Origin of the sequence: Streptomyces sp. NPDC059477 (assembly GCF_042749375.1) — a bacterium.
Classification (GTDB): Bacteria; Actinomycetota; Actinomycetes; order Streptomycetales; family Streptomycetaceae; genus Streptomyces.
Genome location: NZ_JBHYUG010000019.1, coordinates 88,149 through 99,882 on the forward strand (window position 1 = coordinate 88,149; position 11,734 = coordinate 99,882).

Sequence of the window (11,734 nt, forward strand, 5' to 3'; positions counted from 1 at the left end):
CCCGGCTCGTCTTTCCTAGGCCGCCACCGGCTCCTTCGGTGGGACCGTGGATGTGCCCGCGGCCTCGGGAGCGGGCGTTCCCGGTGCCGGCTTGCGCAGGCTCTTCAGGGCGATCACCAGGGCCGTCGTGACACCGACGCCCGCGGCGAGGGCGATCAGGTAGAGGAACGGGTTGCCGATCAGCGGGACGACGAAGATGCCACCGTGCGGGGCGCGCAGGGTGGCGCCGAAGGTCATCGACAGGGCGCCGGTGACCGCGCCGCCCACCATGGACGCCGGGATCACCCGCAGCGGGTCGGCGGCGGCGAACGGGATCGCGCCCTCGGAGATGAAGGACGCGCCCAGCACCCAGGCGGCCTTGCCGTTCTCCCGCTCGGTCCGGGTGAAGAGCCTGCCCCGCACGGTCGTGGCCAGGGCCATCGCGAGCGGCGGGACCATTCCGGCGGCCATCACCGCGGCCATGATCTTCATCGCGGAGTCGCTGGGCGCGGCGACCGCGATACCGGCGGTGGCGAAGGTGTAGGCGACCTTGTTGACCGGGCCGCCGAGGTCGAAGCACATCATCAGGCCGAGCAGGGCGCCGAGGAGGACGGCGTTGGTGCCGGTGAGGCCGTTCAGCCAGTCGGTCAGCGCGTTCTGCGCGGAGGCGATGGGCTTGCCGATCACCACGAACATCAGGAACCCGACGATCGCCGAGGAGATCAGCGGGATCACCACCACGGGCATGATCCCGCGCAGCGACGCCGGGATGCGCACCCGCTGGATGGCCAGCACCACCGCGCCCGCGATCAGCCCCGAGGCCAGACCGCCGAGGAAACCGGCGTTGATGGTGAGCGAGATGGCGCCGCCGACGAAGCCGGGCACCAGACCGGGGCGGTCGGCCATGCCGTAGGCGATGTAGCCCGCCAGGACCGGGACCAGGAAGTTGAAGGCCACGCCGCCGATCTGGAAGAACAGCGCGCCCCAACTGTCCGCCTGGGTCCAGACGAAGTGCTCCATGACGGAGGGCGCCTGGTTGATCTCGTAGCCGCCGATCGCGAAGCCGAGGGCGATCAGCAGGCCGCCCGCCGCGACGAACGGGACCATGTAGCTGACGCCGGACATCAGCCAGGTGCGGAGTTTCGAGCCGTAGCCCCCGCCGGAAGTGCCGTAGCCCCCGCCGGGGGTGCCGCCGCGCTCGCCGGGGGTGCCGCCGCGCTCGCCGGGGGTGCCGCCGCGCTCGACCGGCGTCCGGCCGGGCGCCCCGGGGGCCGCGGTGACCTCGCCGCGCGCCGCCTTCTCGCGCACCTCGGCGATGAGTTCCGCGGGGCGGTTGATGCCCGCCTTGACCCCGACGTCGACCGTGGGCTTGCCCGCGAAACGTTCCTTCTCGCGTACGGGGACATCGTGGGCGAAGATCACGCCGTCCGCCGCCTCGATCAGCGCCGGATCCAGGCGGGTGAAGCCGGCCGAGCCCTGGGGTTCGACGATCAGTTCGACGCCCAGCTCCCGGCCCGTGTACTCCAGGGACTCCGCCGCCATGTAGGTGTGGGCGATGCCGGTGGGGCAGGAGGTGACGGCGACGATACGGAAGGGGTGACGGAAAGGGTGGGTGGCGGGCTGATCGCTCGCGGGGTCGGTGTCCGGCGCGCTGTCCGGCTCGGCTGGCCGCGCCTTCGCGGGCTGGGCCTCCGGTCCCTTTCCCGGCTCGGCGGGCCGCTCCTCCCCCGTATCCGCCTCCTCCGTCTCCTCCCCGAGGATCAGCGCCGCCGCCGACCGCGCGTCGGGCGCCGCGCGCAGGGCGGCCGTGAACTCGGTGTCCATCAGGTGCCGGGCGAGGGACGACAGGATCGTCAGATGGGCGTCGTCGGCGCCGGCGGGCGCGGCGATGAGGAAGATCAGGTCCGTCGGGCCGTCCGGCGCGCCGAAGTCGACGCCCGTGGCGCTGCGGCCGAAGGCGAGGGTCGGCTCGGTGACGTGTTCGCTGCGGGAGTGCGGGATGCCGATGCCGCCGTCCAGGCCGGTCGGCATCTGGGCCTCGCGGGCGGCCACGTCGGCGAGGAAGCCGTCCAGGTCGGTCACCCGCCCCAGGGTCACCATCCGCTCGGCGAGGGAGCGCGCCGCCGCTTCCTTGGTGTCGGCGGACAGGTCGAGATCGACCAGGTCCGCGGTGATCAGATCGCTCATCGCGGGCTCCTTCGCACACAGGGGGAGAACAGAGGGAAGAAGGATTGCGAGGTCCTGGGGCCGCCGCCGGTCATGACACCGGCTCCCGCAGCTCGCGGTCCACGGGGATGTCCGGCGTGACCGTCACCGCCGCCGGGGCCAGGTCCGCCGGGGTCGGCATCACGCTGCCGGGCAGTTGGACGGCCGCGGCGCCATGGGCGACGGCCGAGGCCAGGGCGGCGGGGCCGGTGCCGCCCGCGATGAGGAACCCGGCGAGGGAGGAGTCACCGGCGCCCACATTGGACCGGACGACGGCCACGGGCGCGGTCGCGAACCAGCTGCCCGCGTCCTCCACGAGCAGTTGCCCGTCCGCGCCCAGGCTGGCGAGGACGGCACGTGCCCCCATCGCGCGCAGTTCCTCGGCCGCCTTCAGCGCGTCGCCGACGGTGGTGAGGGGACGGGCGACGGCTTCCGCCAGTTCCCCGGCGTTCGGCTTGACCACGTCCGGCCGGGCGCGCAGCGCCTCCAGCAGGGCGGGCCCGGAGGTGTCCAGCGCGATGCGCGCGCCCCCGGCGTGCGCCCGCGCGACCACCTCGGCGTACCAGGAGGGCGCCAGCCCTCGTGGCAGGCTTCCGCAGCAGGCGATCCAGTCCGCGCCCGCCGAGCGCTCGCGGACCGTCTCCAGCAGCGTTTCCCGCTCCGCCGCGGACAGTTCGGGGCCCGGCGCGTTGATCTTCGTGAGTACGCCGTCGGACTCGGCCAGCGCGATGTTGGAACGGGTCGCTCCGCCGACCGGGACCGGCGCGACCTCGATGCCCTGCGCGGCGAGGAGTTCGGCGACCAGCGCGCCCGGTGCGCCGCCCAGGGGCAGGACGGCGAGTGTGCGCCGGCCCGCCGCCGCGACCGCCCGCGAGACGTTCACACCCTTGCCGCCGGGGTCCATGCGCTCGCCGGTCGCGCGGATGACCTCGCCGCGCTCCAGGGCGGGGACCTCGTAGGTGCGGTCGAGGGAGGGGTTGGGGGTGACGGTGAGGATCATGCCGGTCCCACCGGGGACGGACCCGGTCCTCGTGCCCGTACCGCCGCGCTCGCTCGCTGTGCTCATGCCCGGACCGCTTCCGTTCCCCCGCGTTCGATGACGGCCGCGTCGGCCGTGCTCAGGCCGGTGTCGGTGATCAGCAGGTCGACGTCGGTCAGGGCGCCGAAGCGGGCGAAGTGTTCCTGGCCGTGTTTGGCGGAGTCGGCGAGCAGCACGACCCGGCGGGCCGCCGCCATCGCCGCCCGTTTCACGGCGGACTCGGCGAGGTCGGGGGTGGTCAGCCCGTGCTCGGCGGAGAAGCCGTTGGCGGCGACGAACGCCACGTCGGCGCGGATCTCGGCGTACGCGCGGAGCGCCCAGGCGTCCACGGCGGCGCGCGTACGGTGCCGGACGCGTCCTCCGACGAGATGGAGCTGGATGCCGGGGTGGTCGGCGAGGCGGGCCGCGGTGGGGAGGCTGTGGGTGACGACGGTGAGCGCGGCCTCCAGGGGGATCACCCCGGCCAGCCGGGCCACCGTCGAACCGGCGTCGAGGATCAGGGTGCCGTCGGCGGGGAGTTCGGCGAGGGCGGCCCTGGCGATGCGGTCCTTCTCGTCGGCGGCGGTGGACTCGCGCTCGGCGAGGTCGGGTTCGAAGTCGAGCCGCCCGGCCGGGATCGCGCCGCCGTGCACCCGGCGTACCAGTCCGGCCCGGTCGAGGGCCTTCAGATCCCGGCGGATCGTCTCCGCCGTCACCTGGAACTCCTCGGCCAGCGACAGCACGTCCACCCGGCCGCCGTCCCGGGCGAGCCGGAGGATCTCCTGTTGCCGCTCCGGTGCGTACATGTCCGTTCGCCTCCGACTGTGCCCGAATGTGTGGGTTCAGGGGGAGAGTACGGGTAAATTTCCGGGAAGTAAACAGGTTCGGGCTTCATGTGGACATGAACGGGCGTTGGGGGGGGGAGAGAGGGGCCGGCCTCAGGCTTCCGTGCGGACCCCTCGGTCTTCCGGCCGTGGAGGGCCTGGGCCTTCCGGGCTGTGAGGGGGGCGGGGTCTTCCGGGCTGTGAGGGGGGCGGGGCCTTCCGGGCTGTGAGGGGGGCCGGGGCCTTCCGGGCGGGTCCGCGACCTTCTGGGCTGCGCCTCGGTCTTCCACGCGGGTCCGCGACCCTCCGGGCGGACGCGCCAGGAGGCCCGGCGCCTCCCCCGCGCGCCGGGCCCCCTCCCTCCCCGTCCCCTCCTCAGTCGCTCAGTGGACCAACTCCGGCTCGGCCCCGTCCCGCGCCCCCGCCGGTTCCGCGGCGGACGCGCCCTCGACATGCTGCGCGGGGCGCTTCGGCAGGGCGAACATCACCAGGAAGATCACGGCCATCAGCCCCGCCACCCAACCGAGCGCCTGCTGGAAGCCGTCCAGGTACGCCGCCGGCAGCCCGCCGCTCGGGTCCGCACCCGGCGCCAGCCGGTCGTCGATCACGCCGAAGAACACGACGGACACCAGACCGAGGCCGAGCGCGTTGCCCATCTGCATCACGGTGTTGACCAGCCCGGACGCGGCGCCCGCGTGCTCGCGCGGCACCTCGGACAGCACCGCGTCGGTCAGCGGGGCGACGATCAGGCCCATGCCGACGCCCATCACGATCAGCGGCAGTGCCATCTGCCAGGGCGCGATGTCCAGCCCGTACCGCCCGGCCTCCCACAGGTAGATCAGTACGCCCGCGGCCATGGTCGCGGCGCCCGCCTGGAGCACCTTGCGCCCGAACCGCGGCACCAGCTTCTGCACGGAGATCCCGGCCGCCACCGACACGGCGACCGAGAACGGCACCCCGGTCAGCCCGGCCCGCAGCGGCGTCCAGCCCAGCCCGACCTGCATGTACAGCGTCCAGACCAGGAAGAACACGCCCATCACCACACCGAACACGGTCTGTACGGCGATCCCGGCCGCGAAGCTCTTCACCTTGAACAGCGACAGTTCGACCAGCGGGGAGCCGTCCCGCGCCGCCTTGCCCCGCTCGTACGCCACCAGCGCGGCGAACACCGCGAGCGAACCCGCCATCGACACGAAGCCCCAGGCCGGCCAGTCGTTCTCACGGCCGTGGGTGAGCGGGTAGATCAGCATCAGCAGCGCGGTGGTGACCAGGACGACACCGACGAGATCCAGCCGCAGCGCGCGGGGCGCCTTGGACTCGGAGATGAACCGGCCGCCCAGGATCAGCGCCGCGACGCCGACCGGCAGATTGATCAGGAAGATGGGCCGCCACTCAAGACCGAACAGGTTCCACTCCGTCAGCAGCGCGCCGAGCAGCGGACCGGACACCGCGCCCAGGCCGACGATCGCGCCGAACAGGCCGAAGACCTTGCCGCGTTCGTGCGCCGGGAAGGTGGCGTGCACGATCGCCAGCACCTGCGGCACCATCAGCGCCGCCGTCGCGCCCTGGAGGATGCGGGACGCGACCAGCATCTCCGGGTTCGCGGCGAGCCCGCACAGCGCGGAGGCGACGGTGAAGCCGCCGACGCCGATCAGGAAGATCCGCTTGCGGCCGTAGATGTCGCCGAGCCGTCCGCCGGTGATCAGTCCGGCCGCGAAGGCGAGCGCGTACCCGGCGGTGATCCACTGGATCTGGCTGAAACTCGCGCCCTCGTCGCGCTGGATGGACGGGATGGCGATATTGACGATCGTGACGTCGACGAGGTCCATGAAGGCCGCCGTCATCACGATGGCGAGCGCGAACCAGCGCCGCCGGTCGCCTGCGGCGCTGTCCGGCGCACCTGGGCTGTCCGTGCCCGCCGGGCTGCCCGTGGCCCCTGGGCCGCCCGTGCCTCCTGGGCTGCCCGTGCCCTCCGTGCTCTCTGGGCCGGTACTGCTGTCGGTCCTGTCCGTGCTCTCTGGGCCGGTACTGCTGTCGGTCCTGTCCGTGGAGATCATGCGCTAAAGCTATGGGTCCATTAGGTCAGATCATGTCCTAGTGATCGGGCATCCTCGATCTCATGACGACGGACACCCCGGCACGGCTGCTCCAGCTCCTCTCCCTCCTCCAGACACCCCGCGAGTGGCCCGGCGGCGAACTCGCCGGGCGGCTCGGGGTCTCCCGGCGCACGGTCCGCCGTGACATCGACCGGCTGCGCGACCTCGGCTATCCCGTCCAGGCCAGCATGGGCTCCGAGGGCGGTTACCGGCTGGTCGCGGGCAAGGCGATGCCGCCGCTGGTGCTGGACGACGAGGAGGCGGTGGCCATCGCGGTGGGGCTGCGGGCGGGCGCCGGGCACGCGGTGGAGGGCCTGGACGAGGCGTCGGTGCGCGCCCTGGCCAAGCTGGAGCAGGTGCTGCCCGGTCGGCTGCGGCATCGCGTGGCCACCTTCCAGGCCGCGACGACCCCACTGACCAGCGGCGACGGCGCCAGTATCGCGCCCGAGACACTGACCGTCATGGCCTCCGCCATCGCCGGTCACGAGCGGCTGCGGTTCGGCTACCGCTCCGGCGACGGCACCGGGTCCCGCCGCCTCACCGAACCCCACCGGCTGATCTCCACCGGCCGCCGCTGGTATCTCGTCGCCTACGATCTCGACCGCGAGGACTGGCGCACCTTCCGCGTCGACCGGGTGAGCGACCCCTTCGCCACCGGCGCCCGCTTCGCCCCGCGCGAACCGCCCACCGGCGACGCGGCGGAGTACCTGCGGCGCTCGATCCGGGGGCAGCGTCCGTCGTACGACTACGCCGTCACCTTCGCCGCCCCCGCCGAGGACGTGACGGCGAGGCTCCCGGCGTGGATGGGCCCGCCCGAGCCCCTCGCCCCCGACCGCTGCGCACTGCGCGGCACGACCGAGGACCCGGTGGAGTGGCTCGCGGTACGCCTGGCAACACTCGGCTTCGAATTCACGATCCACGAACCGGCGGAACTTGTCGCCTGTGTACGGGAGTTGGGGGGACGGATGGTGCGGGGGGCCGGGGGTGGGGGGTGACTGGTCCGTGGCTCGGGGCGGCCGTCCGGGGGCGGATTCGGGGGCGGGGCTGACCCCGGGGTGCGGGCTGACCGTCCTACGGCCGGGGGCGGATCGGGCGGCCCAGCCTCGCTAGCCCTCCCACCGGAACCCGCGCAGCGCCCGCAGATTCCTGACCGCCAGCGCGGCCGGTCCCTGCGTCCCGCCCGGCGGACCGTCACCGGTCGCCCACGACTCCATGGCCACCCGTACGGCCGCACTGGCGACGGCCGCGGCGAAGCGCAGGGCCGGGGGGACCATCGGATCGGCAACGTTGTCGGTACCGGCGGATGTGCCTGCTGATGTGCCGTCGGATGTGCCTGCGGCTGCGGTGGAGGTGGGGTCCGTCCCGGCGTCGCTGCCCGGCGCGGAATCCATCGCGGCGCCCACGCTGGTCGCAGAGCCCGGCTCAGCACCTACGCCCGGCCCAGGGCCAGGCCCGGCATCCATCTCCACCCCAGCCCGCCCGGCGCAGCCCGACCGTCCCGCCAGCACCTCCGCCAGTTCCACCTCGGACCTGCGGCACACCTCTGCCCATACCCGGCCCAGGGAAGGGCTCGTATCGGCCAGGCGGACCAGCGTGCGGACCCATTCCCAGGACGCGGCGGAGACCCCCGCGCCCGGTGTGAGGGTGTGCAGCACCGCGTGTTCCAGCGCCTCGGGGACGGACAGGTGCGGCGGGGCGTCGCGGACCGCCGCGGCCCAGCGCTGGGCGCCGGCCGCGTAGAGCGGGGCGACCGCCTCCTCCTTGGTCGCGAAGTAGCGATAGAAGGTGCGCGGCGCGATACCCGCGGCCTGGGCGATGTCCTCGGCGCGGGTGGCCTTCAGACCCCGGCTGACGAAAAGGCGCGCTGCCGCGCGGGCGATCTCCGTCCGGGTCGCCGCCTTCCGCCGCTCGGTCAGCGACCGGGGTGAAACGGGGCGATTCTGTGCGGGGGTGGTGCTGCTCACGTCGGCAGGCTATGCCCCTGTGGCAGAATCTGCCATCCGGCGGGCCACCCCGGGGTTCAGGTTCGGGGTGCCCCGCCTTTTACGTCCCCGGCGACCAGCCGTGCCGAGCACCCTTACGGCCCCGGCGACCACCCGCCCCGGCCACCACACCCCCCACCCACAGACATGGAGCCGGGCCCTGGCGCCAGGGGGGGAGGCGCGCAGAGCCCGGCTCTGGGAAAGTCCCGGCGCCGGGGGGGGTGAAGCGTCGGGACGTGGCTTGATCCTCGGTGTGAACTCCTGTGCCCTGATGGTTTGTTCCCGATGGCCCGCCACTTGAAGCGGCATCGCATCGGCCCGTTGCGCCGGCTCGCGGCACCCGGCGTACGCCCTCCCCCGCCGGGGACGGCACGGTGGCTCACGCCACCGCGTCGAACCCGGTGTCCCGCGCCAGCTTCTTCAGCTCCAGCAGCGCGTGCTTCTCGATCTGCCGGATGCGCTCCCGCGTGAGGCCGTGTTCCTTGCCGACCTCGGTCAGCGTACGCTCGCGGCCGTCGTCGATGCCGTACCGCATCTTGATGATCGACGCCGTGCGCTGGTCGAGGCGGCCGATCAGGTCGTCCAGTTCCTCGCTGCGCAGCAGCGTCAGCACCGACTGCTCCGGCGACACCGCGGAGGTGTCCTCCAGCAGGTCGCCGAACTGGGTCTCGCCCTCGTCGTCCACCGACATGTTCAGCGAGACCGGGTCGCGCGCCCAGTCGAGGACGTCGATGACCCGCTCCGGCGTGGAGGCCAGCTCCGCCGCGATCTCCTCCGGCTCCGGCTCCCGGCCCTGATCCCGGTTGAACTCGCGCTGCACGCGCCGGATCCGGCCCAGCTCCTCCACGAGGTGCACGGGCAGCCGGATGGTGCGCGACTGGTCGGCTATGGAGCGGGTGATGGCCTGACGGATCCACCAGGTGGCGTACGTCGAGAACTTGAAGCCCTTGCGGTAGTCGAACTTCTCGACCGCGCGGACCAGTCCGGCGTTGCCCTCCTGGATGAGGTCCAGCAGGGGCAGTCCGCTGCGGGGGTAGCGGCGGGCGACCGCGACGACCAGGCGGAGGTTGGACCGGATGAAGACGTCCTTGGCCCGCTCGCCCGCGGCGACCAGGGCCTCCAGCTCTTCCCGGCTGGCGTCGGCCTTCGTCTCCTCGGAACCCTCCAGGACCTGGCGGGCGAACACACCCGCCTCGATCGTCTGGGACAGCTCGACCTCTTTCGCGGCGTCGAGCAGCGGGGTGCGCGCGATCTCGTCGAGATACATGCCGACCAGGTCGCGGTCGGCGATCTCGCCGCCAGAGGCGCGAACGCTGTTTGCCGCGCCGGAAGTCCCACCGGCGGCGGTCTTACGACGGGCGACGGCACGGGTTGCCATGCGTGCTCCCTTGCGATGGTGAGGTCAGCGGGTGGCTGTGGGATGCTCGGCACCCTCGGTACGATCACGGCCTCCCGACCGTCTCGGTACCTTCACCGAGTGCCCCGCATTCGATGGAAACAACGACTGGAATCCGGACAGAATTCCCACCCGCTCCCCTGTTTTTCTGATCATGCAGTACCCTGTGCCGCCGCAGCGGGAGGCGGGATGTCATCGGAACCCACAGAGGTGCAGGTCAGGCGGGGAGTCGAGAGCGATCTCGACGCCCTCACCGCGCTCTACAACCACTACGTGTCTGAGACACCCATCACGTTCGACACAGCGGCCTTCACTCCGGAAGAGCGTCGTCCTTGGCTGCTCTCCCACCTGAAAGACGGACCGCACCTGCTGATGGTTGCCACACAGGCCGACTCACGGCAAATCCTTGGTTACGCCACAACCAGCTCTTACCGTCCGAAGGCCGCGTATTCCACCTCCGTGGAGGTCACCGTCTATGTCGCCCCGGGCGCGGGCGGCCGGGGCGTGGGCTCCCGCCTCTACACCGCCCTCTTCGCGGCCCTGGCGGACCAGGACGTGCACCGCGCGTACGCCGCGATCGTCTGCCCCAACGAGGCGTCCGTGCGGCTGCACGAGCGGTTCGGCTTCAAGCACCTCGGCACCTATCACGAGGTGGGCCGGAAGTTCGGCCGCTACTGGGATGTCGCCTGGTACGAGAAGGAGCTGTGACCCCGCACCTCCCGAGCCGCACCCCCGAGCCACCCTCCCCGGGCCGCACCCACCCCCACCTGACTCACCCGAACTGCACCGACCGCTTCGCCAGCCCCATCCAGAACCCGTCGATCACCGACCGCCCGGTGTCCGTGTCGGTGCCGTCCCCGGCCGCCTGCGCCGCGCCCAGGGTCACGAAGAGCGGGGCGAAGTGCTCGGTGCGGGGGTGGGCGTAGCGGCCGGCCGGGGCCTTGTTCAGGAAGTCGAGCAGGACGTCCCAGTCGCGGGACTCCAGCGCCCGCCGCCCCCAGTCGTCGAACTCCGCCGACCAGCTCGGCACCCCGCCGCCGGGGTGGCGCAGGGCGGCCAGGTTGTGGGTGAAGAAGCCGGAGCCGACGATCAGCACCCCCTCGTCGCGCAGCGGGGCGAGACGGCGGCCGATCTCCATCAGCCGGGCCGGGTCCAGCGTCGGCATGGAGACCTGGAGGACCGGTATGTCGGCGGCCGGGAACATCTCGACCAGCGGGACATAGGCCCCGTGGTCGAGCCCGTGGTCCGGGATGTCCTGGACCGGCGTACCGGGGGCGCGCAGCAGTTTGCGGACCGACTCGGCGAGGGCGGGGGCGCCCGGGGCCTCGTAGCGGACCTGGTAGTAGCGCTCGGGGAAGCCCCAGAAGTCGTAGACCAAGGGGACCGTCTCGGTGGCGCCGAGGGCGAGCGGGGCCTCCTCCCAGTGGGCGGAGACCATCAGGATCGCCGTGGGGCGGGGCAGCGTGGCCGACCAGGCGGCGAGTTCGCCGGGCCAGACGGGGTCGTCGGCGAGCGGCGGGGCGCCATGGCTGAGGTAGAGGGCGGGCATGCGCGCGGGCCCCGGGGCGAGGACCTCGGGGGCGGGGTCCCCGGAGGTGCGGGCCCCGGAGGTGCGGGCGGCGGCGGACATGGCGACCACTCCATCACTACTTGAAAGCTAAAGCATTACGGGATGCCGCCACCGTACGACCACTTTGTTCAAAGTTCAAGCAGGGCGCCGTACAGTTGAGGTATGAACACGGTCCCGGCATCCACCCCCGTCAGCGCCGCGCCCCCGTGGCTCACCGCCGAGGAGCAGCGGGTCTGGCAGGCGTATCTGCATGCCACCACGCTGCTGGAGGACCATCTCGACCGGCAGCTCCAGCGCGACGCGGGCATGCCGCACATCTACTACGGGCTGCTCGTGCAGCTCTCCGAGGCGCCCGGACGGCAGCTGCGGATGACCCAGCTGGCCCGGCACGCGAAGATCACCCGGTCCCGCCTCTCGCACGCGGTCGCCCGGCTGGAACAGCACGGCTGGGTGCGCCGCGAGGACTGCCCCTCCGACAAGCGCGGCCAGCTGGCGGTGCTCACCGACGCGGGGTACGAGGTGCTGCGCCGCACCGCGCCGGGCCATGTCACCGCCGTACGGCAGGCGCTGTTCGCGCGGCTCTCGGCGGAACATCATAAAAGTGGGGCGGGGGGGGGGTTCGAGTCGAGGCGGTGGGCTCGCTCGAGCCGCTGCGCACGCGGGG

Annotated in this window: 11 protein-coding genes; 4 read left to right on the forward strand and 7 right to left on the reverse strand. The window is 72.7% G+C overall.

Annotation, left to right across the window (positions count from 1 at the left end):
- Positions 1–15: 15 nt before the first annotated feature.
- From ACFXAZ_RS13085 to ACFXAZ_RS13100, 4 genes are all read right to left on the reverse strand, one after another.
- Positions 16–2,166 (reverse strand): fructose-specific PTS transporter subunit EIIC, encoded by a 2,151-nt coding sequence (locus tag ACFXAZ_RS13085; protein WP_384588816.1) that lies wholly within the window; start codon positions 2,164–2,166, stop codon positions 16–18.
- 70 nt (positions 2,167–2,236) lie between these two features.
- On the reverse strand, positions 2,237–3,184 hold the full coding sequence (gene pfkB / locus ACFXAZ_RS13090; protein WP_384588857.1) for a 1-phosphofructokinase: 948 nt from the start codon (positions 3,182–3,184) through the stop codon (positions 2,237–2,239).
- A 62-nt stretch (positions 3,185–3,246) separates the two neighbouring features.
- The gene (locus ACFXAZ_RS13095; RefSeq protein WP_384588819.1) at positions 3,247–4,008 is read right to left on the reverse strand and encodes a DeoR/GlpR family DNA-binding transcription regulator; all 762 of its coding nucleotides are present in this window, start codon (positions 4,006–4,008) and stop codon (positions 3,247–3,249) included.
- A 401-nt stretch (positions 4,009–4,409) separates the two neighbouring features.
- Positions 4,410–5,870: an MFS transporter gene (locus ACFXAZ_RS13100; RefSeq protein WP_384588860.1), complete on the reverse strand. Its 1,461-nt coding sequence runs from the start codon at positions 5,868–5,870 to the stop codon at positions 4,410–4,412.
- Between ACFXAZ_RS13100 and ACFXAZ_RS13105 the strand changes: the two genes are divergently transcribed.
- Entirely contained in the window at positions 5,836–6,090 is a 255-nt protein-coding gene (locus ACFXAZ_RS13105) for a hypothetical protein (RefSeq protein WP_384588866.1), read from the forward strand. The two genes, ACFXAZ_RS13100 and ACFXAZ_RS13105, sit on opposite strands and share 35 nt — an antisense overlap.
- 55 nt (positions 6,091–6,145) lie before the next feature.
- A complete protein-coding gene (locus ACFXAZ_RS13110; protein ID WP_384588822.1) occupies positions 6,146–7,117 on the forward strand; it encodes a helix-turn-helix transcriptional regulator in 972 nt (323 codons plus the stop codon).
- Between the two features lie 111 nt (positions 7,118–7,228).
- Here the strand turns inward: ACFXAZ_RS13110 and ACFXAZ_RS13115 are convergent, their stop codons facing one another.
- Both ACFXAZ_RS13115 and ACFXAZ_RS13120 read right to left on the reverse strand, forming a co-directional pair.
- The gene (locus tag ACFXAZ_RS13115) at positions 7,229–8,086 is read right to left on the reverse strand and encodes a TetR/AcrR family transcriptional regulator (RefSeq protein WP_384588824.1); all 858 of its coding nucleotides are present in this window, start codon (positions 8,084–8,086) and stop codon (positions 7,229–7,231) included.
- Positions 8,087–8,483: 397 nt separating this feature from the next.
- Positions 8,484–9,482 carry an RNA polymerase sigma factor RpoD/SigA gene (locus ACFXAZ_RS13120; protein WP_384588827.1) on the reverse strand — a complete coding sequence of 333 codons (999 nt, stop codon included), beginning with the start codon at positions 9,480–9,482 and terminating at the stop codon, positions 8,484–8,486.
- Positions 9,483–9,689: 207 nt separating this feature from the next.
- Here ACFXAZ_RS13120 and ACFXAZ_RS13125 point away from each other — a divergent pair, with 207 nt between their 5' ends.
- The gene (locus ACFXAZ_RS13125) at positions 9,690–10,208 is read left to right on the forward strand and encodes a GNAT family N-acetyltransferase (protein WP_384588830.1); all 519 of its coding nucleotides are present in this window, start codon (positions 9,690–9,692) and stop codon (positions 10,206–10,208) included.
- A 64-nt stretch (positions 10,209–10,272) separates the two neighbouring features.
- On the opposite strand, the gene ACFXAZ_RS13130 is transcribed toward ACFXAZ_RS13125, so the two are convergent.
- Positions 10,273–11,049 carry a dioxygenase gene (locus ACFXAZ_RS13130; protein ID WP_384588863.1) on the reverse strand — a complete coding sequence of 259 codons (777 nt, stop codon included), beginning with the start codon at positions 11,047–11,049 and terminating at the stop codon, positions 10,273–10,275.
- A gap of 183 nt (positions 11,050–11,232) precedes the next feature.
- Here ACFXAZ_RS13130 and ACFXAZ_RS13135 point away from each other — a divergent pair.
- On the forward strand, positions 11,233–11,734 hold a 502-nt coding region (locus ACFXAZ_RS13135), incomplete at its 3' end, for a MarR family winged helix-turn-helix transcriptional regulator (protein WP_384588833.1).

What these genes read in the sequence shown, in the direction of transcription:
- ACFXAZ_RS13085 (WP_384588816.1), bottom strand. Translation starts at nt 2,166, where the DNA reads ATGAGCGATCTGATCACCGCGGACCTGGTCGATCTCGACCTGTCCGCC.
- pfkB (WP_384588857.1), bottom strand. Translation starts at nt 3,184, where the DNA reads ATGATCCTCACCGTCACCCCCAACCCCTCCCTCGACCGCACCTACGAG.
- ACFXAZ_RS13095 (WP_384588819.1), bottom strand. Translation starts at nt 4,008, where the DNA reads ATGTACGCACCGGAGCGGCAACAGGAGATCCTCCGGCTCGCCCGGGAC.
- ACFXAZ_RS13100 (WP_384588860.1), bottom strand. Translation starts at nt 5,870, where the DNA reads ATGACGGCGGCCTTCATGGACCTCGTCGACGTCACGATCGTCAATATC.
- ACFXAZ_RS13110 (WP_384588822.1), top strand. Translation starts at nt 6,146, where the DNA reads ATGACGACGGACACCCCGGCACGGCTGCTCCAGCTCCTCTCCCTCCTC.
- ACFXAZ_RS13120 (WP_384588827.1), bottom strand. Translation starts at nt 9,482, where the DNA reads ATGGCAACCCGTGCCGTCGCCCGTCGTAAGACCGCCGCCGGTGGGACT.
- ACFXAZ_RS13125 (WP_384588830.1), top strand. Translation starts at nt 9,690, where the DNA reads ATGTCATCGGAACCCACAGAGGTGCAGGTCAGGCGGGGAGTCGAGAGC.
- ACFXAZ_RS13130 (WP_384588863.1), bottom strand. Translation starts at nt 11,049, where the DNA reads ATGCCCGCCCTCTACCTCAGCCATGGCGCCCCGCCGCTCGCCGACGAC.